We start from the raw sequence: 24,807 nt of genomic DNA on the forward strand, positions 1-24,807 counted from the left end.
TGTTCGTCGGCAAACAGGTCAGTCTTGATGGCACTACGCTGTTTCATCGGGATAAGCTGCAGCAGGGGTCAGGACGATGTAATTTTACCAAGGGTGGGCAAGCTGAGGTTTTTCGAGGCGCCCGATCAACGGTGTTCCCGGCCTGCTCTCCATCACCCGCGACATCACCGCCTCCAAGGCCGCCCAGGACGAGCTGGCCCGCCACCGGGACAGCCTGGAGCAACTGGTCGAAGCACGCACCGTCGAGCTGTCCCGGGCCAAGGAGGCCGCCGAAGCCGCCAGCGTGGCCAAGAGCGCCTTCCTGGCCAACATGAGCCACGAGATCCGGACCCCCCTCAATGCCATTACCGGCATGGCCTATCTCATCCGCCGCGGCGGGCTGAGCGAGCGCCAGCGGGAGCAGCTCGACAAGCTCGAAGGCGCCGGTGAGCACCTGCTCAACATCATCAATGCCGTGCTGGAGCTGTCCAAGATCGAGGCCGGCAAGTTCGTGATGGCGGAGTCTCCGGTCCAGGTGGGCGGCATTCTCGACAACGTCCTGTCGATGCTGAATGCCCGCGCCCAGGCCAAGGGGTTGCGGCTGGAGGCCGAGGTGGATGAGCTGCCGGACGACCTGGTCGGCGATCCGACCGCGGTGTAGCAGGCGCTGCTCAACTATGCCGCCAACGCGGTCAAGTTCACCGCGGCCGGCAGCGTGACCCTGCGCGTGGCCCTGGTGGAGCTGAAAGCGGACAGCGCCCTGCTGCGCTTCGACGTGCGGGACACCGGAGTGGGGGTCCCGGCCGAAGTGTTGCCGCGGCTATTCAACGCCTTCGAACAGGCCGACAACACCCTCACCCGCAAGTACGGTGGGACCGGCCTGGGGCTGGCCATCACCCGCAAGCTGGCCGAGCGCATGGGGGGGACGGCCGGGGCCGACAGCGTGGTGGGGCAGGGCAGCACCTTCTGGTTCACCGCGCGGCTGCGGCGACAGGCCGCCACCCTCGTCGGGTTCCCCGCATCGCAGCCCGGACAGGCCGAGCAAACCCTTGCCCGGGACTATCCCGGGCGTAGGCTTCTGCTGGTCGAGGACGAGATCATCAACCGGGAGATCGCCTCGATGATGCTGCACGATGCCGGGCAACGCGTGGTGTGCGCCGAGGATGGCGTCCAGGCGCTGGGGCTGCTGGCCCGGGAACCCTTCGACCTGATCCTGATGGATGTGCAGATGCCCAACATGGATGGCCTCGAGGCCACCCGGCGGATCCGTGGGCTGCCGGGCGGAAAGCGCGTACCCATCATCGCCATGACCGCCAATGCCTTCGTCGAGGACCGGGCCCGCTGCCTGGAGGCGGGCATGAACGATTTCGTCGCCAAGCCCGTCGATCCGGACGTGCTCTTCGCCACGCTCCTGCACTGGTTCAAGAAGGCCGCCGACGCCGCCTGAGGGCCCGCCAGGCCCGTGTCTTTGGGCCCCATCCGGCCACCTTGACCGCAGTCAAGGACGTTACGCCCCCCGATCCGGGAACATCCCCCCCAAGCTGCGCCGTGCAGCGAAGCCATCCAGGGAGGTTCCATGAGCGGGACATTCACAAAATCCATGGCGCGAAACATCTTCTATGGGGGCACCGTCTTCTTTGCGCTCCTGTTCCTCGCGCTGACCTTCGATTCAATGCAGACCATCCCCAAGCGGGACAACCGCGCCAACCTCACGCCGTCCGTCATTGCCGGCAAGAAGGTGTGGGAGGTCAACAACTGCATCGGCTGCCACACCCTGATGGGTGAGGGCGCCTACTTCGCCCCGGAACTGGGCAACGTCTACAAGCGCCGTGGGCCCGAGTTCATCAAGGCCTGGATCCAGTCCCAGCCCACCGGCGCGCCGGGGCGTCGCCAGATGCCCAACTTCCATCTGACCGAACAGCAGCTCAACGACCTCGTCGAGTTCCTGAAGTACTCGTCAGAGATCAACACTGCCAACTGGCCGCCCAACATCGAAGGCTGATCGCCGATCAGAAAGGGAGCTGAAACCATGCAATATTCCTCTCAGGCGGTCGCGAAGCCCTACTTCATCGCGGCCATCGGGCTCTTCACCGGACAGGTGCTGTTCGGGCTCATCATGGGCCTGCAGTACGTGATCGGCGATTTCCTCTTCCCCGCCATCCCGTTCAACGTGGCGCGGATGGTTCACACCAACCTCCTCATCGTGTGGCTGCTCTTTGGCTTCATGGGCGCGGCCTATTACATGATTCCCGAGGAGACCGAAACGGAGCTGTATTCGCCAAAACTTGCACTGCTCATGTTCTGGGTCTTCCTTGTTGCCGGTGCCGCCACCATCCTCGGCTACCTGCTGGTGCCCTACGCCACCCTGGCCAAGTTCACCGGTAACGACATCCTGGAAACCATGGGCCGGGAATTCCTTGAGCAACCCTTGCTGACCAAGATCGGCATCGTCGTGGTCGCCTTGGTGTTCCTGTTCAACCTCACCATGACCATGCTCAAGGGCCGCAAGACATCGATCTCGCTGGTGCTGATGATCGGTCTGTGGGGCCTGGCGCTGTTCTTCCTGTTCTCCTTCTACAACCCGCATAACCTGGTGCTCGACAAGTACTTCTGGTGGTGGGTTGTGCATCTCTGGGTCGAAGGCGTGTGGGAACTGATCCTCGGTGCCCTGCTGGCCTTCGTGCTCATCAAGGTGACAGGTGTCGACCGGGAAGTGATCGAGAAGTGGCTGTACGTCATCATCACCATGACCCTGGTCACCGGCATCATCGGTACCGGCCACCACTACTTCTGGATCGGTGCGCCTGAGTACTGGCAGTGGTGGGGTTCCGTGTTCTCTGCCCTGGAGCCGATTCCCTTCTTTGCCATGACCGTGTTTGCCTTCAACATGGTGAACCGCCGCCGCCGTGAGCATCCGAACAAGGCTGCCACCCTGTGGGCGCTTGGCACCGGCGTGATGTCCTTCCTCGGCGCTGGCGTGTGGGGCTTCCTGCACACCCTGGCTCCGGTGAACTACTACACCCACGGCACCCAGATCACGGCCGCCCACGGTCACATGGCTTTCTACGGCGCCTACGCCATGGTCGTGTTGTGCATCATCAGCTACGCCATGCCCATCCTGCGCGGCCGTGCTGCCAACAGCGAGAAGTCCCAGGTGCTCGAAATGTGGTCCTTCTGGCTGATGACCGTTGCCATGGTGTTCATCACCCTGTTCCTGACCGCCGCGGGCATTCTGCAGGTGTGGCTGCAACGCTACAGCAGCACCCCGATCCCCTTCATGGCAGCCCAGGATCAGGTGGCGATCTTCTACTGGCTCCGTGAAGGCGCCGGCGTGATGTTCCTGATCGGCCTGCTGATCTACATCGCCAGCTTCTTCGTCAGTGGCGAGACCAAGGCCAAGGCCGCCTGAAGCACCCTTCCGTCGTAACCCCCTCAAGCCCGGCGCAATGCCGGGCTTGTTGTTTGTGGGGGCTGGAAATACCGGTGATCCACTGTGGGTGTGGTTTCTCCTGTAGAGGCGACTTCAGTCGCCTATCGAGCGTCGAGTACTGGCATGCCCCTGTCGGAGCACCGACTTGGTGCCCGGCAGGGCGAGGGTGGGCCAGGTTTGGGCGCGTCTGGCGCCCGTGCAGGGCTTTTGACGAGGTTTCTTCCCGGCACAGGATTTGCTGCAGGTGCACATCCGCCCGTTTTAGGCGTATGTCATTTTTCAGAGAGCCTCAATGCCAGGAAGTCGCCATTCCGGTTCCGTTCGTGTCGCGCCTGTCCTGTGTCTGGGTGCCCTGTTCCTGTCCGTCACAGCCCTGGTCCCGTCCGCCGGTATCAGTACCACTGTTGCCTATGGTATCGGCCTGATTCTGGTCGTGCTGATGGTGATCGACGGGCAGGTGGGGGTACGGGCAGGCGAGCACACCGAGGCGATCACCTGAGCGCCGCTTGCGGCACACCAAACCCGGCCAACCGAAATCAAGGGAGCTTTTCATGGAATCCGATTCCGTTATCTACGGCCTGCTTGGGCGGGTCCACCTGCTGATGCGGCGGGTCAGCAACCGCATCACCGACGTGGAATACATGCGTGTGAACAAGGACTACGCCCGCGAGGTGGTACGCCTGGCCATGGCCACCGGCAACCCCGAGCTGGCCGAACTGTGTGGTCGCCTGCGTTTGGCGATGGAGCTTGACGCACCGGCTGCCAAGGCGGAGCCCGCCTCCGAGCGCAGTGGGCCGGGCCTGCTGCAGCGTTTGCGCACCGCCCGCCCGGAAGCCACCCATCCGACCCAGCGCTACGTCGGCTCCCTGCGCTGAGGGTGTCTTGAGGTGTTGTGGGGTCGAGTTCATTCGACCCCGGGCCCGCTACAGCTGGCCTCAGGGCGCTAGCACGTAGCCCAGTTCGTCCTCTGCCAGCGCTTCGATCCAGCCCATTTGCTGTTCCAGCACCGCCACCGTGGCTTCAGACGCGTCGCCTCGGCGTGCGTCCAGACGCCGGCGCAGCTCGTCGTTTGGAGCGGAGCAGGCCAGGATGGCGAAGGCGGCGCCGTGACGGAGGGCGATATCCCGGAAGGTGTCCCGCTCGCTCCGCTTCAGGAAGGCCGCGTCGATGATTACGGACCAGCCCGCATCGAGAATGCGCGCGGCCGCTTCTGCCAGATGGGCGAAGGTGAGTCGGGTGGCCTCCGCTGTATAAATTCCGCCGCTCGGCGTGTCGGGCCGGCTGTGGGCCAGGGCCGGCAGGCCGTGGAGGCGTTTGCGTTCCACGTCGGAGCGCAGGCGCAGGGTGGCAGCAGCCGGGTCGGCCATCAGCAGGGCGGCGCTGCGCACCGTCTTGCCCGAGCCGGACAAGCCGTGGGTGATGATCAGACGTGGTGCGGGGGCTGCGGTAAGGCGCTCGGCCAGGTCCAGGTAGCCGGCGACGCTCAGGGGCTTGCCTGATAGGGCGGCCACCTTGGCCCGCACCATGGCCTTGTACACCGCATAGAAGCGCAGCAGCGGCACGGCGCCCACGTCTCCCGATTCTTCCAGCCAGGCGCAGAGCAGCCAGGCCGCCAGGTCCGGCCGCTGGCGGTCGAGGAGATCCATCCAGGTGAAGGCCAGCTCGGAGGCTACGTCGATCCAGCGCAAGGCAGGGTTGAACTCGATGCAGTCGAAGGGCACCACCTGCCCGTCGAGGAGCACCAGGTTGCCCAGGTGCAGGTCGCCATGGCATTCGCGGATGAAACCCTGAGCCTTGCGGGCCGCAAAGAGCGCGCGACGGCGTTCGAATTCGGCCTTTGTCCAGGCTTGCAGTCTGGTCAGACGCTGCGCTTCGGCGGGTTGCAGCGTGAGCAGGGTGGTGAAATTGTCCAGCGCGGGTGCCAGCACTTCGGCGGGTTCGCCCCAGGGGCTGCGTGAACCGGCCACGGCGGCGCCCCGGTGAAAGGCGTGGAGGGTCCGGGCCAGGCTGCCGAGGGCGTCGGGGCCGAGCCCGCCCCGGTCGCAGACGTGATCCAGGCGCTGGCTCTCGGCAAAGCGCCGCATCTTCACGGCGCATTCGCCGCTGTCGTCCACCTCCTCCAGGCCCAGGTAAAGCCCGGGGGCGAAACGCCGGTTGAGGCGCAGCTCTTCATGGCAGCAAAAGCGGCGCTGCTCGGCGGTGCCGTAGTCGAGGAAAGGCAGGCTCAGGGGCTTCTTCAGCTTCCAGACGAAGCCGTCGGCGAGGAGCAGCCAGGAAATGTGGGTCTCGATGAGTTCGGCGCCGAGGCGGGCCTGGAAGCGTGACAGCCAGTCGGGCAGTGGGGCAGATGCGCTCATGCCACCCACCAGTAGCGCACGATGTGGAAGAAGATGGGGGCGGAGAAGCTGATCGAATCCACCCGGTCGAGCATGCCGCCGTGGCCTTCGATCATGGCGCCCCAGTCCTTCACGCCGCGGTCGCGCTTGATGGCTGACAGCACGAAGCCGCCGAAGAAGCCCATCACGTTGATGACCAGGGCGATCAGCCCGGCCTCCAGGGGGGTGAAGGGGGTGATCCACCACAGGGCGGCACCGACGGCGGTGGAGGTGAGCACCCCGCCCACCAGGCCTTCCACCGTCTTCGACGGGGATATCGCCGGTGACACCTTGCGCTTGCCGATGAGCTTGCCCCACACGTACTGGAAGACGTCACTGGACTGCACCGTGAGCACCAGGAAGACGATCAGCAGCATGTTGCGCCCGGCGTAGCCGGCGATGTCCAGGGTGAGCAGGGCCGGAACGTGGGACAGACAATACACGCAGATCATCAGCCCCCACTGGACCTTGGCCGCCCGCTCCAGGAAGCGCGTGGTGTCGGCCCCCAGGGACGAGGAGATGGGCAGCAGCAGGAAGGCGTAGACCGGGATCAGGATGGAGAACAGGCCGTACCAGTTTGTGGCGATGAGCCAGTACTGGGCGGGCAGGAAGACGAAGAAGCTCCACAGCAGGGCGCGGTGGTCACCCAGCCGGGTGTGGGTGAGGGAGATGAACTCCCGCAGGCACTGGAAGGAGATGAAGGCGAACAGGGCGATCACGCCCCAGGGGCCGATCCAGATGGCCGCGCCGATCAGCGCGATCATGGCCCACCAGGCCTTGATGCGGGCGTTGAGGTTGTCGATGACGCCGTGGGGCTGGCCCCGGGCAACCCGGTACTTGAGCCCGGCGCCGATCAGGCTGAACACGGCCAGCAGGCCGAAGATGCCGCCGAAGACGGCGATGAGGTCGTGGGATGCGTTCATGGGTTCAACCCGGGTTCAGTCGGCGGGGGGCGCGAGGTCGAGGAGGGCGCTGCGGGCACGGCTCAGGAAGGCCTCGCGGCTCTCCCCCTCCACCGGGGCCAGGGGCGGGCCGAAGCTCAGGGTGCACAGCAGCGGCACCGGGATCAGGCTGCCCTTGGGCATCACCCGGCCCAGGTTCTCGATCCATACCGGGATCAATTCTGCTTCGGGGTGGGCCTTGGCCAGGTGGTGCAGGCCGCTCTTGAAGGGCAGCAGGCCGTCGCCCATGTTGCGGGTGCCCTCGGGAAAAAGGATCAGGGATTCGCCTGCCGCCAGGGCTTCACCCATCTGCGCCACCGGGTTGGGGCCGCTGCGTCCGGGGCGGCGGTCGATGCACACCCCGCGGAACACCCGGTTGATCAAAAAGCGGCGCAGGGGCGTGGTCAGCCAGTAATCAGCGCCCGCCACCGGCCGGGTGCGGCGGCGCAGGGGCGGTGGCAGGGAGGCCCAGATCAGCACGAAATCGCCGTGGCTGCGATGGTTGGCGAAGTACACCCGCGGGCGGGCGTCAGGTTCGCTGCCCAGCCACAGGGCGCGGACGCCGGTGAGGGCACGGGCAAAGCCGCACAGGGCGGCGGCGAGGAGGCGGTCAACAAACATCGGCTTTTCCGGGTTCAGCCCGCGGCCACGGCCGCGAGCAGGGTCAGGCCCTGGAGGGCCAGGGCAAGGGCCTGGCGGCGCAGCAGGCCCAGGGCACCGTGTACCCGCTCGGCCAGGGGGCGGGGCGCTTGGGCCAGCTGGCCGAATGCGCTGCCCAGGGCCTGGTCGAAGGCCTGCAGGTCGGCATCGACATCGACCGCAGCGGGGGGGCTCCAGCAACGGGCCCAGTGGGCAAACAGTGCCGCATCCAGGCCGCTGCGCAGGGCATGGTAGGCCTGCACCGCGCCGGCCACCAGGCTCAGGGCGAGGCAGACGATGCGGGCCGGGCCGCCGGGGGCCAGCAGCAGGGTGGCGAGGGTCGGCAGCAGCAGGGCCAGACTGAGCAGATGGAGACTGCGTCCCTGCGCCAGGGTGGCGGCGGTGAGGGTGGCGCTGGCCGCCGCCGCGCGGGTGTCGTCAGGCGCCACCAGTGAGCTCCGCTGGCGGGGTGACCCGGGCCAGGGCCTGGCGGTGCCGGGGGCCAAGGACAACCCGGGGGCGGGCCTGCTTCAGGATGTCCAGCGCTGCCTCCGGTGAGGGCGCCCGGCCGCTTGCCAGCAGCCAGGCGGCCACCGCGCTGGCGCTGCGCGAGTAGCCCAGGGCACAGCACACCAGCACCGGGCCGTGCTGGCGCAGGCGCTCGATGGCGGCGGCGGCGGCTTCCAGCTGGCGGCTGTCGGGGGGGACCAGATCCAGCCAGGGCTGCTGGGTGTAGATCCAGTTTCCCCGGGGGGCTGGCAGCTCGGCGGTGAGGTCGAGCAGGGCGCGGAAGCCGCCAGCCTCCATGGCCCGGCCGTCGGGCAGGCGGCCCAGCCAAACGCCGTCGGCGATCAGTCCGGGGGTGGGGGCCTGGCGAGTCCACAGACGCGAATTGAGCCAGGCGCCGAGGGTGTAGGGGGCCAGCAGCAGGGCGGCGCCGAGGCTGTGGCGGCCTGCGTGCTTCTGAAAACCGGCCGGGCCGAGGAAGGCGTAGTTGAGGGCGACCAGGGTCAGGGCTATGGCCAGCCACAGTATGACCAGGCCGGCGCCGCCGAGCAGGATGCCCAGGCAGGCGGCAGCCAGGGCGCCGCCCAGGTAGGTGCCGGCGAGCCGGCGCCGTTCGGGGCTGTGCGTCCAGCGGGTGGCGGAGAAGGGCGTCGGGCCCTCATCCGGCCACAGCCACAGGCACAGCAGGCCGACCAGGGCGCCGCTGGGGATGTCGATGAAATGGTGTTGGTAGGTGGTGAGCACCGACACGGCGATCAGCACGGCCCAGGCATCCACCAGCCAGCGCAGGGGGCCGCGGGTGGCACCGGCAAAACGCACCCAGATGATGATCAGCAGGCTGATGTGCAGGGAGGGCGCCTGGTTGTAAGGCAGGTCGAAGCCGGCCAGGGCGTCGAAGAGGGCACCGAAGAGGCCGTCCGACTCGGGTCGCGGAAAGCTGAAGCGCAGGGGAAAGGCCAGGAAGCAGGTCACCGACACGAGCTGGGCGGTGAGCAGGCGCAGGGCGTGGCGGTCCACCTGCAGGGCGCTGCGGCACAGCAGGAAGGACAGGCCGTAGAACAGGTCGATGGACCAGTAGGGCAGGATGGTCCAGGGCAGGAAGGGGATGTGCAGCTCCCATCCGTAGACCAGACTGTCGCTGACTTGCCAGCGGGCCGCCATGGAATTGGCGAAGCCGTAACTGAGGAAGAAAAAGGGGCCCAGGAAGAGCAGCCAGGCGACGCTCCGCTGCCAGGGGATGGTCCGGGCTGCTGCCGCCGTTGTGTTCATGGGGTACGCCGCCGGGCCAGGGACACGGTGAAGATGCCCCATTCGTCGATGCGTTGTTCGAGTTTGTCGAAGCCGGCGGCGTCCACCAGCTGGTCCATCTCGGCCTGGCTGCGCCGACGCATCACCCAGGCCTGGCCGCCCCGGTGGCTGGTGAGGGCGCGGGCGATGAGTTCGAGCTGGGGGTGCCAGGGCTGGCCGGTGTACAGCAGCAGTCCGCCGGGCTCGATGGCGTCGGCCATGCCGGCCAGGGAGCGGCTCACCATGGTGTTGTCGGGGAAGAGTTCGTAGAGGCCTGAGACGATGCCGATGGTGGGGCGGGGTGACACGCCGGCCACCGAGGCCCGGTCGAAGGCGTCACCCTTCTCGAAGCGGGCGATGGTCTCCAGGCCCTTCTCGCGGATCAGGGTGGCTCCGTCACGCACGTTGATGTCGCTGAAGTCGCGCAGCAGGATGGATTCGGGGCGGCGCGGGGCTTCGGTGAGGGCTTCGAGCACGTAGCGGCCATGGCCGGCGGCGATGTCCAGCACCCTCAGGGGGCGGCCCTCGGTGTGCAGCCGGCCGAGGGCCAGGCGCAGGAGTTCTTCCAGGTGGCGCTTGCGCTGGCGGATGCCGCGCCAGCCGATGGCGTCCAGATAGTTGCGGTCGATGGCCCGGCCCAGAGCACCGCTGCCGGTGGCGGTGTTGCGATAGATGTAATCGAGGGTACTGCCCGAATCGAAGCCGGTACGGTGCCCCAGGGCGATGCCCGCCGACAGGCGGCCGGCGAGTTTCATGCTGGCCCGATAGGTGGCCCAGTAGAGCCCCCGTGGGCTGAGGGGTGACAGGGGGCGGGCCAGGGCGTCGGATTCGTCCCGGGTGGCGCCGTGGCGGTCGGCATCGAGCAGGCGCACCGGGGTGGTGGGGTGGTCGAACTGGCGCAGGATGAAGTCGCGGGCCTTGTCGGTGGCGAGCTTGCGGCCTTTCTCGCCGAGGGTGTCGTGGTAGAAGCCGTCGAGCACGTGCTTCTCCTTGACTGCCGAGCCCAGCCTGTTGAAGAAGCGATGCTGGGGGCCGTGATGGACCACCCAGTCGGCGCCGGAGATGAGCAGCTGGGTGGGCAGGGTGATGGCCTGGGCGTCGGCCACGACCCGCTCGGCGGCTTCGTAGAGGCCGAGCAGGATGTTCACCGAGATGGCCCGGGCGATCAGCGGGTCCTTGGCGTAGCTTTGCTGGCGGGCCGGGTCGTGGGTCAGGAACGTGGCCTTGACGTAGCTGTTCACGAAGAAGTTGCCGCGCAGCTTTTCAAGCAAAGCCAGGCCTGGGCGTGCGAAGGGGACGTAGAGCTTGACCTGGAAGGCCGGCGAAGCGAGCACCAGGCAGCGCACCCGCGGCGCGTAGTCGTGAGCCCAGGTGGACACCAGCACCGCGCCGACGCTTTGGGCCAGCACGGCCATGTCGGCGTGGGCGATGCCGTGATGATCGCGGATGTGATCGATGAAGGTCTGCACGTCGCGCACCGAGGTGCCGAAGCTCGGTGAATGCCCGCGGGCGCCAGGGGAGTGGCCGTGGCCGCGGGCGTCCCAGGCGAAGAAGTCGAAGCCGGGCAGGTCCAGCTCGTTGGCCAGGTGGGCGATGCGGCCGGAGTGCTCGTGGCCCCGGTGGAACATCACCACGGCGCCCCGTCGCGGCCCACTGGCGGGCCAGTGGCGGTAGAACAGCTGTACCCCGTCGTGGGTTTCGAAATGGTGTTCGGAGACCGGGCGGGGTGGGTTCATCGCTGACCTCAGTGTGGGGTGTGGGCCTGGCGGACACCGCTGTGGATGCGGTTGAAGGTGTTGAGCAGGATGGCAAGGGCTGCGGCCGGCATGATCCAGAAGGCAAGGTCGGGCAGGCTGCCGGCCAGGCCCAGCCACAGGCCCAGGGCGCCGAACAGGAAGGCCCGGTCGCTCTTGCCCATGGGGCCGTCGTACTGGCGGGGGGCGCCGACCATGGGGCCGAGGGCGCCGGCCATCTCGGACACGGCAGACAGGAAGATCACCGCCCCCACGCTGCCCCAGCCAAAGGGCGCCACCGCCACGAAGGGCAGGTAGAGGGCCGCATCGGAGACTACGTCGGAGAGTTCGTTGAAGTAGGCGCCGAGGGCTGACTGCTGCCCGAACTCCCGGGCCAGCATGCCATCCACCGCGTTGAAGGCCATGCGCAGGAACATCCACAGGGGCAGCAGCAGAAAGGCCCTGCTGTTGCCGGCATTGAGGAACAGGCCCAGGCCGAGGGCAAGGGAGATCAGCATGGCGGCCAGGGTGACCTGGTTGGCGGTGACACCGGCCGCAGCCAGCCGGCTGACGATGGGCCGGAGCAGCGCCTGGAAGCGGGGCTTGAGCTGGTAGATGCTGATCATCTGAGTCACGCGGGGTGCCGACCTGCCGATTCTGCCATGCAACCGGGCGGATGCTTCAGATCTTCGTCGCCCGGCTCAGGTGCAGCCCGATCTCGCCCAGGCTGGGGTTGTTGGGGAGCAGGGTGCCATTGACCTCGATGATCGGAGTGCCGATGGCGCCGTTGCCCAGCCCGGCCTCGCGCAGGCGGAGGTTGAGGCGGGCCTCGGCGGCGGGGTCTTCGTCGATCACGAGTTCGACATAGCGCACGCCCATGCTGTCGAACTGCTGGCGTTTCTCGGCACAGAAGCCGCAGGTGCTCAGGGAGTACATGACGATCCGGTCGCGGCTGGCGTCATAGTGCTGGGTGAAGGCGGCCCTGCCTGTGTCCTTGCCGGGCATGTTGGGCAGCTCGGGTATGGACGGCAACTGGGTGCCGAAAAGGCTGATGGCGAAGAAGATGGCGGCGCCAATCAGCGCCAGCCCACCGAGCAGCCCGACGACCGACACCGGGCGGGCCGGCTCGCCCCAGGCATTGCTGCGTTTCTCGCCAGGCACCACGAGTAGCAGCAGGGCCGCCACGCCGCCCAGGTAGGGAATCCAGGTCACCAGCGTCCACCACCCGCTGAGGCCCAGGTCGTGGAGGCGGAACACGGTGCAGCGGGTGCCATAGATGAACATGAGGAGCAGTCCGAGGCCGCCGATAAGCATGCCCGGAATGCCGAGGGTGAAGATGAGGATGGCGAGGGCCAAGGAGCCGCCGAAAGTCAGCAGACCGGTGAGCAGGAAGTTGCGGCGCCCGAAGCGCCCCCGGAAACCCAGGCCGACAATGCCGCTGTCGGCCAGCTCCGATGGTGGCTCGGCGGGTGTCAGCATGTGCGTGACGGCTGGGCTCTCTGCCTTGGCCGGAGGTGGGGCGGCCCGGGAGGCGGCGAAGCGGGGCATGTCGATGGAGCAGGCACGGCACAGGGTGCGGCGCGGCTGCTCTTCGCCGCAGGCCGGGCAGACCATGAGGTCGATGGGGGCTGCGGCCAGGGCTGCGGGGACGGGCCCGGGAGCCGTTTCGCGGACTGCCTGCGGAGCGGGTTGTGGGGCCAGCGGCGGAGTCGGCCCACGAACCGGGGTGGGCTCGGGCTCGGGGGCGACCGGAGGGGTGAGTGGAGGCTCGATCATGATGCGCAGCCCAATGGCCTCCAGGCGCGCCTGGTAGCGCAGCGCCTCGGTTTCGTTGAGCCCCCTGCGCAGGCTGACCCGTGTGCCGGAGAACACGCTGTCCATGGTTTCAGGCTGACACTTGAGCAGCACCTGGAGCTGGCGTCGGCAGCTTATGGCGTCGTGCCCGGGGAGGATCTCGCCGAAGAAGAGGATCGAATGGACTGAGGGCACTGCAGACTCCGATTGGGTGATCGGGGCGGATTCTAAGCGCCATGTCATGCCCGGGCAATGACAAAGGCGTGTCTCCGGGTGTGGCCGAGCGGCTTTCCGGGAGGGCGGAGGAGTGCTATCTTCGCGCCCCCGCCGGAGACTGCCCATGACTACCGCTGCCAGCCCCTTCGATCGCCGCCCTGCCGACTTGCACGAGGCTGAGACCCAGATCGCCTTGATCCGCGCCCTGCTGGCCCTTGCCGGTGTGGCCCATCGCAACCCGCCGCCGCCGCCCACCACCTGCTGCGGCCGGGGTTGCAATGGCTGTGTCTGGGAGGGCTATTACGCGGCCCTCGGCTGGTGGAAAGATGACGCCCGGGAAGCCCTGGCGGATGGCGCCCTGAGCGCCGCCGCCTGACCTTGGCAAGCAACCCGAAAACCCCGTAAAATCCGGCCCTTGCCGAGGAGCGTTGCGACCTGCTAATCCAGCGGGCCAGGCTCGGCAATCCACAACGGCGCTCGCAAACCTTCCAGCCGGGTTTGCCGCGCCGTTTGCTTTTGCATCTGTCGCCTCCGGCTGTGTTTTTCGCACCCCGAGGTAGATCCATGCAAGCCGACCGCACTGTCGAACTCCAGAACCAGCTGACCCACCGCATCCTGATCCTGGATGGCGCCATGGGCACCATGATCCAGCAGCACAAGCTGGGCGAGGCCGACTACCGCGGCGCCCGGTTCGCGGATCACCCGAAGGACCTCAAGGGCAACAACGACCTGCTGGTGCTGACCCGCCCCGACGTGGTTGGCGGCATCCACCGGGCCTACCTGGAAGCCGGTGCGGACATCATCGAGACCTGCACCTTCAACGCCACCCGCGTCTCCCAGGCCGACTACAACCTGTCCGATCTGGCCTACGAGCTCAACGTGGAAGGCGCCCGCCTGGTACGCCAGTTGTGTGACGAGTTCACCGCCGCCAACCCGGCCAAGCCCCGCTACTGCGCTGGCGTGTTGGGCCCCACCTCACGCACCTTGTCCATCTCGCCGGACGTGAATGACCCGGGCTTCCGCAACGTCAGCTTCGATGCTCTGGTGGACGATTACTACGATTCCGCAAAGGGCCTGATGGAGGGCGGCGCCGACATCATCCTGATCGAGACCATCTTCGACACCCTCAACGCCAAGGCCGCGGTGTTTGCGGTGGAGAAGCTGTTTGCCGACCTGGGCCGGCGCCTGCCGGTGATGATCTCCGGCACCATCACCGACGCCTCCGGTCGCACCCTGTCGGGCCAGACCGCGGAGGCCTTCTGGAACTCCCTGGCCCACTCGCAGCCCATCAGCTTCGGTCTCAACTGCGCCTTGGGCGCCAAGGAGCTGCGCCAGTACGTGGACGAGCTGTCGAATGTCTGCGACACCTTCGTGTCGGCCCACCCCAATGCCGGCCTGCCCAATCCCTTGTCGCCCACCGGCTACGACGAGACGCCGGAGCAACTGGCATCGGAGATCGTCGAGTGGGCCCGCAGCGGCCTGGTGAACATCGTCGGTGGCTGCTGCGGTACCTCGCCGGCCCACATCAAGGCCATCGCCGAGGCGGTGAGTCTGGTGACGCCGCGCAGCGTGCCCCATGTGGACAAGAAGCTGCGCCTGTCGGGTCTGGAGCCCTTCAATGTCGGCCCGGAGTCGCTGTTCGTGAACGTGGGTGAGCGCACCAACGTCACCGGCTCCCGGGCCTTCGCCCGGATGATCCTGGAAGGCCGCTTCGACGACGCCCTGGCGGTGGCCCGCCAGCAGGTGGAGAACGGCGCCCAGATCATCGACATCAACATGGACGAGGCCATGCTCGACTCCATGGCGGCGATGGAGAAGTTCCTCAAGCTGATCGCCTCCGAGCCGGACATCTCCCGGGTGCCCATCATGCTCGACTCGTCCAAGTGGAGCGTCATCGAGGCCGGCCTCAAGTGCATCCAGGGCAAGGGCGTGGTCAACTCCATCTCCATGAAGGAGGGCGAGGCCGAGTTCCTGCGCCAGGCCCGCCTGTGCCGCCAGTACGGCGCGGCGGTGATCGTGATGGCCTTCGACGAGAAAGGTCAGGCCGACACCTTTGCCCGCAAGACCGAGATCTGCAAGCGCGCCTACGATCTGCTGGTGGGCATCGGCTTTCCGCCGGAAGACATCATCTTCGACCCCAATATCTTCGCCATCGCCACCGGCATAGAGGAACACGACAACTACGCCGTGGACTTCATCGAGGCTGTAGCCTGGATCCGGCAGAAACTGCCCTACGCCAAAATCAGCGGCGGTGTCTCCAATGTGAGCTTCAGCTTCCGCGGCAACGACGCGGTGCGCGAGGCCATCCACACCGTCTTCCTGTACCACGCCATCAAGGCCGGCATGAGCATGGGCATCGTCAATGCCGGCATGCTTGGCGTGTATGACGACCTGGAGGCCGAGCTGCGGCACAAGGTCGAGGACGTGGTGCTCAACCGTCACCCGGGTGCCGGTGAGGCCCTGGTGGAGTTCGCCCAGACCGTGAAGGAGGGCAAGGCCAAGGACGCCGGCCCCGACCTGTCCTGGCGCGAGCAGCCCGTCGAGGCGCGTCTGTCCCATGCCCTGGTCAAGGGCATCACGGATTACGTGGTGGCCGATACCGAGGAAGTCCGCGCCAAGCTCGCCGCCGAGGGCAAGCCGCCCCTGGCCGTGATCGAAGGCCCCTTGATGGCCGGCATGAACGTGGTGGGTGACCTTTTCGGCGCCGGCAAGATGTTCCTGCCCCAGGTGGTCAAGTCGGCCCGGGTCATGAAGCAGGCCGTGGCCCACCTGATCCCCTTCATCGAAGAGGAAAAAGCCCGTACCGGAGCCACCAGCAAGGGCAAGATCGTTGTTGCCACGGTGAAGGGGGACGTGCACGACATCGGCAAGAACATCGTCGGCGTGGTGCTCGGTTGCAACGGCTACGACATTGTCGACCTGGGCGTGATGGTGCCCTGCGACAAGATCCTCAACGCCGCCCGCGAACACGGCGCCCAGGCCATTGGCCTGTCGGGCCTGATCACCCCGTCGCTGGAGGAGATGAGCCACGTGGCATCCGAGATGCAGCGCCAGGGCTTTGCCGTGCCCCTGCTGATCGGCGGCGCCACCACCAGCCGTGCCCACACGGCCATCAAGATTGCGCCTCACTATGACAAGCCGGTGATCTACGTGCCCGACGCCTCCCGTGCCGTGGGCGTGGTCACCAGTCTGCTCTCCGAAGGCCAGAGCGAGGCCTACGCCGCCGAGGTGGCCGCCGACTACGAAAAGCTGCGCGCCCAGCACGCCCAGAAGAAGGGCGTGACCCTGGTGAAGCTGGCCGAGGCCCGCGCCAACGCCTTCAAGTGGAACGCCGACCCGGCCTACGTGCCGCCGGTGCCGGCCCAACTGGGCATCCAGTCTTTCGACATCGACCTGGCCGAGCTGGTGGATTACATCGACTGGGGCCCCTTCTTTCAGACCTGGGATCTGGCCGGCAGCTACCCGAAGATCCTCCACGACGAGATCGTCGGCGAGACCGCCCGGGAGCTGAAGTCCGACGCGGAAGTGATGCTGGCCCGCATGGTGGCCGAACAGGACACCAACCCGTGGATCAAGGCGAAGGCGGTGTTCGGTCTGTTTCCGGCGAATGCTGTAGGTGACGACATCGAGATCTATGCCGACGAGTCGCGCAGCCAGGTGCTGATGAGCTGGCGCGGTCTGCGCCAGCAGCATGAGCGCCCCGCGGGTAAGCCCAACTATTGCCTGTCTGACTTCGTGGCCGGCAAGGACAGCGGTGTGGCCGACTACGTGGGCGCTTTCGCCGTCACCGCCGGCCTGGGTATAGAAGGCCGCCTGGCCGCCTACGAACGCACCCACGACGACTACCACGCCATCATGCTCAAGGCCCTGGCCGACCGTTTTGCCGAGGCCGCCGCCGAATGGCTGCACGCCCGGGTGCGCAAGGAGTTCTGGGCCTACACCCCGGCCGAGACCTTGAGCTGCGACGAGCTGATCAAGGAAGCCTACCGGGGCATTCGCCCGGCGCCGGGCTACCCGGCCTGCCCGGATCACACCGTCAAGGGCGATCTCTTCGAGCTACTCGACGCCCCCGCCCGGGCCGACATGCAGCTCACCGAGAGCTTCGCCATGACCCCCGCCGCGGCGGTGAGCGGCTTCTACCTGGCCCACCCCGACAGCCACTACTTTGCGGTCAGCAAGATCGGCAGCGATCAACTGGAGGACTGGGCCGCGCGCACCGGCATGAGTGTGGCTGAAGCGTCGCGGTGGCTGGCGCCTTTGCTGTAAGCCGCGTCACAGCAGTAAAACCAGGCCATCATCCGGACGCGCGCCCTCTCGTGTCCGGATGATCCGTGTGCGGATTCAGCGCGGCGAGCGGCGTTTGTGCAAGCCGACGGCGGCAAGCAGACCCGCCCCGATCAGCGACAGGCTGCCCGGTGCAGGGACGCCGTTGGGCTGGATGCTGTCCAGGCGGTCGTCGTCGGGCGTGGCGAAATCCACCAGCGTGTAAAGGCGTGGGGTCAAGGCCGTGGTCGGGGTGGCACCATCCAGGCCGCCCTGGAACTCCAGCCCCCACTCCGTGGCCTGGGATTCAAAGAACAGCACGTTGATGGCGTACAGGCCGGGAGCGGTGAACTCCACCGTGGTAGTGGGGCCGCTGAAGCTGTGAATGCCGTCGTTGTTGAGGATGCGGGTGCCCTGGATGTCTACCGCGCTGCCATCGTCGGACGGGAGCCGGAAGGTCCACACCTCGCCGGCGTTCTGCACACCAAAGAAGCCCGCGAAGCGCATGACGGTGTTGAGCACGTCGTCGGGAAGGACACTGTTGTTGTCCAGAGTGCTCTTTGCGACGGTATCAAGCACCGAGTCATACGTGGCCGAGGTGGATGTCGTGCCTGCCGGGCCGCTTGGGAAGTCGATGGTCGTGGCCCGGAAATTGGCCGTCGCAAATCCGCCGCTGATGATGGTCTGGGCCTGGCTCAGGGTGTCGGTGTTGGGGTCGACGTTGGTCCATAGCTGCCCGGTCAGGCCATTGCCGCTGACGGCTGGTAAAGCATGGGTCGGGGTGCCGAAACTGTAAATGGCAGCGCTGGCTTCGACGCCGGTAAGCAGGGTGGCGCTGGCAAAGGCCAGCAAGGTGAGTTTGCGGATCATGGGGCGCCCTCTGTGGTGACAGACTGGATTGGGGTCGTCCTGGCTAGTCTTGGGCTCACTTTCACAATCCGCTGGCGGGGTCGGGTCTCAGCACGATTCCAGCCTGACTGCCCACGGCTCCGGGACATGTCGATTGCAGCGGGCGGTGCGGTAGCCCGGGCGATGTCGTTTCTCGCTTTCGGGTTCTGCGGGTCCGCCCGGAGCTCTCCAAGCAATTTACAAACCCGGATTGAAAGTCTTTCAGAATCAATGGCTTTTCGGTTGTGGGCGGTAACTTTCCGGCGTTGATGTAAAAAAAATCGACGGATACCTTGTCGTCAGTCTTGCAAGACGCAGGCTCTGATTGCAGAGCCGAGCATTACTGTTTCATCAGTCCGGACCGTGGCCGGATGAGGCGAGATGGAGTTTCGGGAGATGACAACCCTGCCAGGGCTATCAGCGGCCGAATGTTGCCCGCACTACCTCCTGCAGGGCATCTGCGACATCCACGTCGTCCGTCAGGCTTTCCACCAAGGCGGAGCGGCAGGCCTCGACCGGGTCGAGGCCGACCTTGACCAGCTTGGCCGCATAGACCAGCAGGCGGGTGGACACGACTTCCTCGAGATCCACATCTTTCAGGCTGCGCAGGCGGCCGGCGATGGATACGAGTTGCTTGGCCAGCATCGGGTCGCAGCCGGCTTCACCGATCAGGATGGACTCTTCCCGCGAGGCAGCCGGGAAGTCGAAGCGCAGGCTGATGAAGCGCTGTCGGGTGGAGGGTTTGAGGCCCTTCAGGAAATTCTGATAGCCGGGGTTGTAAGACATCACCAGCATGAAGTTGTCGGGGGCGTGGAGGAGTTCGCCGGTGCGTTCGATGGGCAGCACACGGCGGTCGTCGGCCAGGGGGTGGATCACGACGGTGGTGTCGCGGCGGGCCTCGACCACTTCGTCCAGGTAGCAGATCCCGCCTTCCCGCACGGCGCGGGTCAGGGGGCCGTCGCTCCACACCGTCTGCCCGTCGCCGAGGAGGTGACGGCCCACCAGGTCGGCGGCGGTGAGGTCGTCGTGGCAGGCCACCGTGTAGAGCGGCAGGCCCAGGCGGGCGGCCATGTGGGCCACGAAGCGGGTCTTGCCGACACCGGTGGGGCCCTTGATGAGGAGGGGCAGGCGGTTTTTCCAGGCCTGCTCGAAGACCTCGATCTCGTTGCCGGCGGGTTCGTAAAAGGGCGTGTCTGTGCGCATGGGGGCATTCATTTCAGGGCGATCCAGTAGGCCACGGCGATGAGGGCCGAAACGAGGAGCAGCCAGCCTATCAGCAAGCTGCGCCAGAAGAACTTGACGCCGCGCAGGCCCATGAAATCGAGCACCACGAGGCGTCCCTTGACGATGCTGATGCTCAGCAGCAGGAGCATGGCCACCGGACCGGTGATGCCCAGCATGTCGCCTGTTTCGCCGATGGCGAAGGTGGCGAGGGTGGCCAGCAGCAGCACGACCCAGACGGTGTTGAGGTGACGGGTATTCATCGCATCACGTAAACCAGCGGAAAGAGGACGATCCACACCAGGTCCACCATGTGCCAGTAGGCGGCGCCACTTTCGATGCCGTTCATGTCGGCCGGCCCGTAGGCCCCCTGGCGGGTTTTGAACCACAGGGCCACCAGGATCACCATGCCGAGGATGACGTGCATGAAGTGAAAGAAGGTGAGGGACAGGTAGAACATGTAGAAGGTGTTGGTAGACAGGTTGATGCCGGCCCCGAGCTTGTCGGCGTATTCGAAGCCTTTCACCACCAGGAAGCCACCACCGCAGGCGATGCCGGCCAGCAACCAACGGGCGCCGGTGGTCGAGCGGGCCCGGCCGACGGCTTCCACGGCCCGGGCCACACAAGCACTGCCACTGATCAGCAACACTGTATTGAGGGCGCCGGCCTGGCGGTCGAGGGTGAGCTGCATGCTGTCGAAGAGTTCGACATTGCGGGCCCGGGCAAAGGCATAGGCAGCAAAGAACACACCGAAGGCCAGCAATTCGGCGAGGATGAAGAACCAGATCGCCAGGTCACCCGGAGGAGCAGAGGCCGGGGCGTGGGGCGGTGGGGAGGTGGGGGCAAGGTCCATGTCCGAAGTGTCGCCGGGGTGGGGCTGACAAGCCTTGATCTGCCCCAAGTTCCGGTATGTGTGCGGAGGGGAAAGACCCCTCAAGTTTTGTGACTTTGCAGCGTTACTATCACTTTAGTCATAAAGACGGGCAGGCAGGGCAATGCGGATCTTGCTGGTGGATGACTCCCGGGCCGTGGCAACGGTCATCGGGGCGCGCTTGACGACCATTGGTCACGACGTGATCTTTGCCGAGAACGGCGAGATGGCGCTGTCCCTTTTCCGGGATGCGCCGCCGGATCTGGTGCTGATGGACATAGAGATGCCGGTGATGAACGGTTTCGAGGCGGCCCAGCGGATCCGAGCCCTGGAGGCCAACCAAGACTGGGCATGGACCCCGGTCATCTTCCTGACAGCTTCCGATACTCACGAAAATCTGGTGATGGCCATCGAGGCCGGAGGCGATGATTTTATTGCCAAATCCATGCCCGAGGCCGTGCTTGAGGCCAAGATGAAGGCGATGGCCCGCATCGCTGCCTTGCGTGCCCAGCTCTCCCGGGCCAACCGCAAGCTGGAGGCGCTGGCCAGCCATGACGGTCTGACCGGCCTCTTCAACCGGCGCCACATGGATCTCCGCCTCGACAACCAGTGGGCCGAGGCGATGCGCCTGGAGGCGCCATTCGGCCTGCTGATGCTCGATGTGGACCACTTCAAGCGCTACAACGATCACTATGGCCATCAGGCAGGCGACGACTGCCTGCGGGCGATTGCCCGCATCCTTGCCGACGTGGGGGACAAGGCCAATGCCGCAGGCCTGGCCCGCGGCGCGTTTGCGGCCCGTTACGGTGGGGAGGAGTTCTCGTTGATCCTGCCCGCTGTCTCCGCTGAAGGCTATGCCAAAATCGCCCAGGCGGTGGTCACCGCGGTGCATGGCGCGGCCATTCCCCATGCAGGCAATGCCGAGTGGGGCGTCGTGACGCTGTCGGTCGGCGGAGCGCGCGTGGCCCGCGCGGAGGGCTCCCTGGTGCCCCTGTTCCGCACTGCGGATGCCAATCTCTATCAGGCCAAACGCAGTGGTCGCAACCGTGCCGAGCTGGGTTGAGCGGCGCTTTCAGTAGAGATAGGGGATCAGTTTGCGCACCCGTTGCCGGTAGGCCGCGTAAGCCGGAAAGCGGGCCATCAGCCAGGCTTCCTCGCGCCGTGACTTGATGTCGAAGAACACCAACAGCAGCCCGGTCCAGGCCAGGGTCAGCCAGCCCTGCACGAACAGCGCCCAGCCCAGGCCGGCAAGGATCAGACCGAAATAGATCGGGTGGCGTACCCACCCGTAGAGCCCCGTGTCCACCAACTGGCAATCATCGCGGGGATGAGGCAGGGGGGTGAGGTTGCGGCCCAGCCCGATGGCGGCGCGCGCCGAAATCAGCACCCCTACCACCGCCAATGCCAGCCCGCAGGCCGTGACCACGCTGTGGCTCGCCGCTGGCCACGGGGGCAGCATACCCTTGCCGGTCGGTCCTAACAGGATCAGCCCGAACAGCACCGCCTGCACGGCCACGTAACCCTCCCCGCGCCGGCCTTGCCACCAGGGAGGATGATTCATGCTTGGGGAGCTTCGCGGCGGGCTCAGCCGACCACGAAGCCGGGGACGTCGATGCGCACTGCCGGCCGGTCCAGCACCACGGCGACGCAGGCGGCAAACCGATTGGCCCATGCTCCACCCTGGGCAAAGCGCTGCTCGCCGCCATATTTGGCCACGTTGAGGATCACATCGAGGATGAGTACCTTGCCGACCGGGTTGCTGGGCGTGCATTCGAGCTCGTCGAATTCTTCCTGCAGCCATTCCCTGGCGGCCTCGTTGGACAGGTTGGCGATGTCGCTGGCGTGGACATTGAATTCGTATTCCCGATCGGCCCGGAATACGACGGTGAGGTGGTGCATGCGTGTCTCCTCTTTATATTTTTTACCCTGATGCCCGCATTTTTCGGCGCCCGGCGGCCGGAATCAAGTAACCGATTGTTATCATCGGGCGCTTGTTCCAACGAAGCCTCCCCATGACAGCATCTCCCTGGCGCGCCCTCGCCAACCGCCGCATGCTCATCTGTGTGCTGACGGGTTTTTCCTCGGGCCTGCCCCTCTATCTGCTGCTCAACCTGGTGCCTGCCTGGCTGAAAACGGAGGGCCTGTCCCTGAAGGCCATTGGCGCCTTTGCGCTGATCCAGTTCCCCTATACCTGGAAATTCATCTGGTCGCCCTTTCTCGATCGCTATGCCTTGCCTCTGCTGGGGCGGCGGCGGGGCTGGATGGGTGCCACCCAGCTGGTGCTGCTGGGAGCCATCGCCTGGCTTGGCAGCCTTTCGCCCACCGCCGAGCTGGGGATGGTCATCGGCCTGACGGCCCTGATCGCTTTTCTGTCGGCAACCCAAGACATTGTGCTTGACGCCTACCGGCGCGAGCTGCTGCCGGAGATCGAGCTGGGCATCGGCAATGCCATCCACGTGAACGCCTACAAGCTGGCCGGGCTGGTGCCAGGCTCCCTGTCCCTGGTGTTGGCCGACCATCTGCCCTGGCAGCAGGTCTTTCTGGTGACGGCCCTGTTCATGGCCCCCGGCCTGGCCATGACTCTGATGGTCAGGGAGCCGGCTGCTGCGGCCGGTGCTCCGCGCACGTTGCGGGATGCGGTGGTCGAGCCCTTCCGCGAGTTCTTCGGCCGCCACGGGGTGCAGTCGGCCCTGGTGGTGCTGGCCTTCATCTTCCTCTACAAGCTCGGCGACTCCCTGTGCACGGCTCTGGCCACGCCCTTCTATCTGGACATGGGCTTCTCCAAGACCGAGATCGGCCTGATCGCCAAGAACGCCGGGCTGTGGCCGAGTGTGGTCGGTGGTCTGCTGGGGGGGCTGTGGATGGTCAAGCTGGGCATCAACCGGGCCCTGTGGGTGTTCGGGGTGGTGCAGTGGGTGGCCATCTACGGCTTTGCCTGGCTGGCCTGGCTGGGACCGGCGGAGTCGGATACGGCCCGCCTGGGTGTGCTGGCGGTGGTCATCGGCCTGGAGGCGCTGGGGGTGGGGCTGGGAACCACGGCCTTCGTGGCCTACATGGCCCGCACCACTCATCCGGCCTACACGGCCACCCAGCTGGCCTTGTTCACCAGTCTGATGGCGGTGCCGCGCACCTTCATCAATGCCTCGGCCGGATGGCTGGTGGAGGCCCTGGGCTGGTACAACTTCTTCCTGTTGTGTGGCGTACTGGCCATTCCTGGCATGCTCCTGCTGTTCAAGGTGGCACCCTGGCATGAGCGTCCGGAAGGCAGCGCCTGATCCCCTCCTCCCTACCCCGTACCCATGACGCCCCTCGAAACTGCCGCCCGTACCCTTTCCGAGACCCTCGACAGCATGCGCTTCGCGTCGCCGGTATCTCATGTCTATAACCCGCTGACCTATGCCTGGGCCCCCAACGCGGCCTATCTCCAGCGCTATGGGCAAGGGCGCAAGCGGGTGGTGTTCGTGGGCATGAATCCGGGGCCCTTCGGCATGGTCCAGACCGGCGTGCCCTTTGGCGAAATCGCCGTTGTGCGGGATTGGATGGGGATCGAGGCGAAAGTCCTGAAGCCCGTCGTCGAGAACCCCAAGCGCCCCATCGAAGGCTTTGCCTGTGCCCGCTCGGAGGTGAGTGGCCGGCGCCTGTGGGGCCTTTTCGCCGAGCGCTTCGGTACGGCCGAGGCCTTCTTTGCCGAGCATTTCGTGGCCAATTACTGCCCGCTGGCGTTTTTTGAGGGGGGGCGCAACCTTACCCCTGACAAGCTGCCGGCAGTGGAGCAGGGGCCCTTGCTGGCGGCCTGTGACCGCCATCTGCGTCAGGTTGTCGAGATCCTGCAGCCCGAGTGGGTTATCGGCGTGGGGGCCTGGGCCGAGCAGCGGGCCCGTCAGGCCCTGGTCGGTTTGCCTCTGCAGGTGGGGCGGGTGCTGCACCCCAGCCCGGCGAGCCCGGCGGCCAATCGGGGCTGGAGCGAGGCCGCCAGCCGCCAGCTGGCGGAGCAGGGGGTCTGGGAAAGGGCTTGACCACCGAAGGCCGGTCATGAGGTAACCGGGTGATGCGGCTTTCCGTTGCACGATCACGGGGCCGTGGCCCCACCGATTACTTTTTCCCGGAGCGCCCCGTGATCGAGGCGTCTACTTGTCGGGCCATTTCCAGCATGTAGTTGCGTGAGTTGGTGGCGGCATCAAGCATGGTTCGAACCACGTCCACCATCATCATTCCTCCTGCGGAGGCATAGGCTTCCGGAGTGTTCCGGCTGGTAATCGCGTCCTCCTGTACGCTGGAGCGGGCCTTGAGCAGCCCGGAGAGTTCATTCTGGTTCTCGGCGATCACCTCGTTGAAATCCACCGCATAGCCTACCGTCTGCTGGATCAGTTTGTGGGCGATCTCGGACTGGGTTTCGCAGAAGTCCGGCACGTCCTTGGCACTCATCACCGCCTTGATGCCCGATACGTTGCTTTCCATGATCGACTGGGTGGCTCTGAGGTTCAGCGCGATCAGGCGTTGGGCACACACGAAGGTGCCTTCGTAAAGTGCCCGCAGGGCATCGATGTTGTCCTTGCCCGACGAAGCGAGCAGTTGCTGGAGCGTGAGCATGGGAGGTCTCCTGTCCGATGAGGCATGAGCCGGCGTGCCGTCCGGTGTCGAGGGGCCAAAGCCGGCCCAGACC

26 protein-coding genes and 1 riboswitch are annotated in these 24,807 nt (G+C 66.2%); of the genes, 11 read left to right on the forward strand and 15 right to left on the reverse strand.

The window, feature by feature from the left end:
• Positions 1–283 precede the first annotated feature (283 nt).
• The 6 genes from PHI64_RS11700 (at position 284) to PHI64_RS11725 (ending at position 4,284) form a co-directional block, all read left to right on the forward strand.
• On the forward strand, positions 284–640 hold the full coding sequence (locus tag PHI64_RS11700) for a histidine kinase dimerization/phospho-acceptor domain-containing protein (protein ID WP_299882830.1): 357 nt from the start codon (positions 284–286) through the stop codon (positions 638–640).
• 6 nt (positions 641–646) lie between these two features.
• Positions 647–1,426, forward strand: coding sequence for a response regulator (locus PHI64_RS11705; protein ID WP_299882950.1), 780 nt, complete (start codon positions 647–649; stop codon positions 1,424–1,426).
• Positions 1,427–1,555: 129 nt separating this feature from the next.
• Positions 1,556–1,981 (forward strand): cytochrome c, encoded by a 426-nt coding sequence (locus PHI64_RS11710; protein WP_299882832.1) that lies wholly within the window; start codon positions 1,556–1,558, stop codon positions 1,979–1,981.
• 27 nt (positions 1,982–2,008) lie between these two features.
• Positions 2,009–3,388 (forward strand): cbb3-type cytochrome c oxidase subunit I, encoded by a 1,380-nt coding sequence (locus PHI64_RS11715; protein WP_299882834.1) that lies wholly within the window; start codon positions 2,009–2,011, stop codon positions 3,386–3,388.
• A 313-nt stretch (positions 3,389–3,701) separates the two neighbouring features.
• On the forward strand, positions 3,702–3,908 hold the full coding sequence (locus tag PHI64_RS11720) for a hypothetical protein (RefSeq protein WP_299882836.1): 207 nt from the start codon (positions 3,702–3,704) through the stop codon (positions 3,906–3,908).
• Positions 3,909–3,960: 52 nt separating this feature from the next.
• Complete coding sequence (locus PHI64_RS11725; RefSeq protein ID WP_299882838.1) at positions 3,961–4,284, forward strand: hypothetical protein; 324 nt, start codon at positions 3,961–3,963, stop codon at positions 4,282–4,284.
• Positions 4,285–4,344: 60 nt separating this feature from the next.
• Here the strand turns inward: PHI64_RS11725 and PHI64_RS11730 are convergent, their stop codons facing one another.
• Genes PHI64_RS11730 through PHI64_RS11765 form a run of 8 tightly spaced genes read right to left on the reverse strand, consistent with a single transcriptional unit; the run spans position 4,345 to position 12,880 of the window.
• On the reverse strand, positions 4,345–5,766 hold the full coding sequence (locus PHI64_RS11730; protein ID WP_299882840.1) for a bifunctional aminoglycoside phosphotransferase/ATP-binding protein: 1,422 nt from the start codon (positions 5,764–5,766) through the stop codon (positions 4,345–4,347).
• Positions 5,763–6,707 carry a phosphatidate cytidylyltransferase gene (locus tag PHI64_RS11735; protein WP_299882842.1) on the reverse strand — a complete coding sequence of 315 codons (945 nt, stop codon included), beginning with the start codon at positions 6,705–6,707 and terminating at the stop codon, positions 5,763–5,765. The genes PHI64_RS11730 and PHI64_RS11735 overlap by 4 nt, the downstream gene beginning before the upstream one ends.
• Before the next feature lie 15 nt (positions 6,708–6,722).
• On the reverse strand, positions 6,723–7,346 hold the full coding sequence (locus PHI64_RS11740; RefSeq protein ID WP_299882844.1) for a 1-acyl-sn-glycerol-3-phosphate acyltransferase: 624 nt from the start codon (positions 7,344–7,346) through the stop codon (positions 6,723–6,725).
• Between the two features lie 14 nt (positions 7,347–7,360).
• Complete coding sequence (locus tag PHI64_RS11745; protein ID WP_299882846.1) at positions 7,361–7,813, reverse strand: hypothetical protein; 453 nt, start codon at positions 7,811–7,813, stop codon at positions 7,361–7,363.
• Positions 7,803–9,140, reverse strand: a complete 1,338-nt coding sequence (locus tag PHI64_RS11750; protein ID WP_299882847.1) for a phosphatase PAP2/dual specificity phosphatase family protein — start codon at positions 9,138–9,140, stop codon at positions 7,803–7,805. Before PHI64_RS11750 ends, PHI64_RS11745 begins: the two co-directional genes overlap by 11 nt.
• Positions 9,137–10,894: a bifunctional alpha/beta hydrolase/class I SAM-dependent methyltransferase gene (locus tag PHI64_RS11755; RefSeq protein WP_299882848.1), complete on the reverse strand. Its 1,758-nt coding sequence runs from the start codon at positions 10,892–10,894 to the stop codon at positions 9,137–9,139. Before PHI64_RS11755 ends, PHI64_RS11750 begins: the two co-directional genes overlap by 4 nt.
• Positions 10,895–10,902: 8 nt before the next feature.
• The gene (locus PHI64_RS11760; protein WP_299882952.1) at positions 10,903–11,517 is read right to left on the reverse strand and encodes a CDP-alcohol phosphatidyltransferase family protein; all 615 of its coding nucleotides are present in this window, start codon (positions 11,515–11,517) and stop codon (positions 10,903–10,905) included.
• Between the two features lie 55 nt (positions 11,518–11,572).
• A complete protein-coding gene (locus PHI64_RS11765) occupies positions 11,573–12,880 on the reverse strand; it encodes a DUF805 domain-containing protein (RefSeq protein WP_299882849.1) in 1,308 nt (435 codons plus the stop codon).
• A 145-nt stretch (positions 12,881–13,025) separates the two neighbouring features.
• Here PHI64_RS11765 and PHI64_RS11770 point away from each other — a divergent pair, with 145 nt between their 5' ends.
• Both PHI64_RS11770 and metH read left to right on the forward strand, forming a co-directional pair.
• Positions 13,026–13,277: an oxidoreductase-like domain-containing protein gene (locus tag PHI64_RS11770; protein ID WP_299882851.1), complete on the forward strand. Its 252-nt coding sequence runs from the start codon at positions 13,026–13,028 to the stop codon at positions 13,275–13,277.
• 38 nt (positions 13,278–13,315) lie between these two features.
• A riboswitch (S-adenosyl-L-homocysteine riboswitch) is annotated at positions 13,316–13,387 on the forward strand.
• Between the two features lie 78 nt (positions 13,388–13,465).
• On the forward strand, positions 13,466–17,167 hold the full coding sequence (gene metH / locus PHI64_RS11775; protein WP_299882853.1) for a methionine synthase: 3,702 nt from the start codon (positions 13,466–13,468) through the stop codon (positions 17,165–17,167).
• Between the two features lie 75 nt (positions 17,168–17,242).
• On the opposite strand, the gene PHI64_RS11780 is transcribed toward metH, so the two are convergent.
• The 4 genes from PHI64_RS11780 to PHI64_RS11795 all read right to left on the reverse strand — a co-directional run bounded on the left by PHI64_RS11780 (position 17,243) and on the right by PHI64_RS11795 (position 20,126).
• Positions 17,243–18,034 carry a hypothetical protein gene (locus PHI64_RS11780; RefSeq protein WP_299882854.1) on the reverse strand — a complete coding sequence of 264 codons (792 nt, stop codon included), beginning with the start codon at positions 18,032–18,034 and terminating at the stop codon, positions 17,243–17,245.
• Positions 18,035–18,469: 435 nt separating this feature from the next.
• Positions 18,470–19,255 carry a CbbQ/NirQ/NorQ/GpvN family protein gene (locus tag PHI64_RS11785; protein WP_299882954.1) on the reverse strand — a complete coding sequence of 262 codons (786 nt, stop codon included), beginning with the start codon at positions 19,253–19,255 and terminating at the stop codon, positions 18,470–18,472.
• A gap of 8 nt (positions 19,256–19,263) precedes the next feature.
• The gene (locus PHI64_RS11790) at positions 19,264–19,536 is read right to left on the reverse strand and encodes a cytochrome C oxidase subunit IV family protein (RefSeq protein ID WP_299882855.1); all 273 of its coding nucleotides are present in this window, start codon (positions 19,534–19,536) and stop codon (positions 19,264–19,266) included.
• The gene (locus tag PHI64_RS11795) at positions 19,533–20,126 is read right to left on the reverse strand and encodes a cytochrome c oxidase subunit 3 family protein (RefSeq protein WP_299882857.1); all 594 of its coding nucleotides are present in this window, start codon (positions 20,124–20,126) and stop codon (positions 19,533–19,535) included. The genes PHI64_RS11790 and PHI64_RS11795 overlap by 4 nt, the downstream gene beginning before the upstream one ends.
• Before the next feature lie 142 nt (positions 20,127–20,268).
• Here PHI64_RS11795 and PHI64_RS11800 point away from each other — a divergent pair, with 142 nt between their 5' ends.
• Positions 20,269–21,207 carry a diguanylate cyclase gene (locus PHI64_RS11800; RefSeq protein ID WP_299882859.1) on the forward strand — a complete coding sequence of 313 codons (939 nt, stop codon included), beginning with the start codon at positions 20,269–20,271 and terminating at the stop codon, positions 21,205–21,207.
• Between the two features lie 9 nt (positions 21,208–21,216).
• Here the strand turns inward: PHI64_RS11800 and PHI64_RS11805 are convergent, their stop codons facing one another.
• Entirely contained in the window at positions 21,217–21,705 is a 489-nt protein-coding gene (locus PHI64_RS11805; protein ID WP_299882861.1) for an isoprenylcysteine carboxylmethyltransferase family protein, read from the reverse strand.
• A gap of 23 nt (positions 21,706–21,728) precedes the next feature.
• Entirely contained in the window at positions 21,729–22,043 is a 315-nt protein-coding gene (locus PHI64_RS11810; RefSeq protein ID WP_299882863.1) for a hypothetical protein, read from the reverse strand.
• 113 nt (positions 22,044–22,156) lie between these two features.
• Between PHI64_RS11810 and PHI64_RS11815 the strand changes: the two genes are divergently transcribed.
• Both PHI64_RS11815 and PHI64_RS11820 read left to right on the forward strand, forming a co-directional pair.
• A complete protein-coding gene (locus PHI64_RS11815; RefSeq protein ID WP_299882864.1) occupies positions 22,157–23,419 on the forward strand; it encodes an AmpG family muropeptide MFS transporter in 1,263 nt (420 codons plus the stop codon).
• Positions 23,420–23,443: 24 nt separating this feature from the next.
• Entirely contained in the window at positions 23,444–24,160 is a 717-nt protein-coding gene (locus PHI64_RS11820) for a uracil-DNA glycosylase family protein (RefSeq protein WP_299882866.1), read from the forward strand.
• 76 nt (positions 24,161–24,236) lie between these two features.
• Here the strand turns inward: PHI64_RS11820 and PHI64_RS11825 are convergent, their stop codons facing one another.
• Positions 24,237–24,734 carry a phasin family protein gene (locus tag PHI64_RS11825; protein WP_299882868.1) on the reverse strand — a complete coding sequence of 166 codons (498 nt, stop codon included), beginning with the start codon at positions 24,732–24,734 and terminating at the stop codon, positions 24,237–24,239.
• Between the last annotated feature and the right edge of the window lie 73 nt (positions 24,735–24,807).

This window comes from Zoogloea sp. (assembly GCF_028689785.1).
GTDB lineage: Bacteria > Pseudomonadota > Gammaproteobacteria > Burkholderiales > Rhodocyclaceae > Zoogloea.

What these genes read in the sequence shown, in the direction of transcription:
- PHI64_RS11735 (WP_299882842.1), bottom strand. Translation starts at nt 6,707, where the DNA reads ATGAACGCATCCCACGACCTCATCGCCGTCTTCGGCGGCATCTTCGGC.
- PHI64_RS11815 (WP_299882864.1), top strand. Translation starts at nt 22,157, where the DNA reads ATGACAGCATCTCCCTGGCGCGCCCTCGCCAACCGCCGCATGCTCATC.
- PHI64_RS11820 (WP_299882866.1), top strand. Translation starts at nt 23,444, where the DNA reads ATGACGCCCCTCGAAACTGCCGCCCGTACCCTTTCCGAGACCCTCGAC.
- PHI64_RS11730 (WP_299882840.1), bottom strand. Translation starts at nt 5,766, where the DNA reads ATGAGCGCATCTGCCCCACTGCCCGACTGGCTGTCACGCTTCCAGGCC.
- PHI64_RS11805 (WP_299882861.1), bottom strand. Translation starts at nt 21,705, where the DNA reads ATGAATCATCCTCCCTGGTGGCAAGGCCGGCGCGGGGAGGGTTACGTG.
- PHI64_RS11795 (WP_299882857.1), bottom strand. Translation starts at nt 20,126, where the DNA reads ATGGACCTTGCCCCCACCTCCCCACCGCCCCACGCCCCGGCCTCTGCT.
- metH (WP_299882853.1), top strand. Translation starts at nt 13,466, where the DNA reads ATGCAAGCCGACCGCACTGTCGAACTCCAGAACCAGCTGACCCACCGC.
- PHI64_RS11760 (WP_299882952.1), bottom strand. Translation starts at nt 11,517, where the DNA reads ATGATCAGCATCTACCAGCTCAAGCCCCGCTTCCAGGCGCTGCTCCGG.
- PHI64_RS11755 (WP_299882848.1), bottom strand. Translation starts at nt 10,894, where the DNA reads ATGAACCCACCCCGCCCGGTCTCCGAACACCATTTCGAAACCCACGAC.
- PHI64_RS11715 (WP_299882834.1), top strand. Translation starts at nt 2,009, where the DNA reads ATGCAATATTCCTCTCAGGCGGTCGCGAAGCCCTACTTCATCGCGGCC.
- PHI64_RS11710 (WP_299882832.1), top strand. Translation starts at nt 1,556, where the DNA reads ATGAGCGGGACATTCACAAAATCCATGGCGCGAAACATCTTCTATGGG.
- PHI64_RS11770 (WP_299882851.1), top strand. Translation starts at nt 13,026, where the DNA reads ATGACTACCGCTGCCAGCCCCTTCGATCGCCGCCCTGCCGACTTGCAC.
- PHI64_RS11740 (WP_299882844.1), bottom strand. Translation starts at nt 7,346, where the DNA reads ATGTTTGTTGACCGCCTCCTCGCCGCCGCCCTGTGCGGCTTTGCCCGT.
- PHI64_RS11800 (WP_299882859.1), top strand. Translation starts at nt 20,269, where the DNA reads ATGCGGATCTTGCTGGTGGATGACTCCCGGGCCGTGGCAACGGTCATC.
- PHI64_RS11725 (WP_299882838.1), top strand. Translation starts at nt 3,961, where the DNA reads ATGGAATCCGATTCCGTTATCTACGGCCTGCTTGGGCGGGTCCACCTG.
- PHI64_RS11720 (WP_299882836.1), top strand. Translation starts at nt 3,702, where the DNA reads ATGCCAGGAAGTCGCCATTCCGGTTCCGTTCGTGTCGCGCCTGTCCTG.
- PHI64_RS11750 (WP_299882847.1), bottom strand. Translation starts at nt 9,140, where the DNA reads ATGAACACAACGGCGGCAGCAGCCCGGACCATCCCCTGGCAGCGGAGC.
- PHI64_RS11785 (WP_299882954.1), bottom strand. Translation starts at nt 19,255, where the DNA reads ATGCGCACAGACACGCCCTTTTACGAACCCGCCGGCAACGAGATCGAG.
- PHI64_RS11810 (WP_299882863.1), bottom strand. Translation starts at nt 22,043, where the DNA reads ATGCACCACCTCACCGTCGTATTCCGGGCCGATCGGGAATACGAATTC.
- PHI64_RS11780 (WP_299882854.1), bottom strand. Translation starts at nt 18,034, where the DNA reads ATGATCCGCAAACTCACCTTGCTGGCCTTTGCCAGCGCCACCCTGCTT.
- PHI64_RS11790 (WP_299882855.1), bottom strand. Translation starts at nt 19,536, where the DNA reads ATGAATACCCGTCACCTCAACACCGTCTGGGTCGTGCTGCTGCTGGCC.
- PHI64_RS11825 (WP_299882868.1), bottom strand. Translation starts at nt 24,734, where the DNA reads ATGCTCACGCTCCAGCAACTGCTCGCTTCGTCGGGCAAGGACAACATC.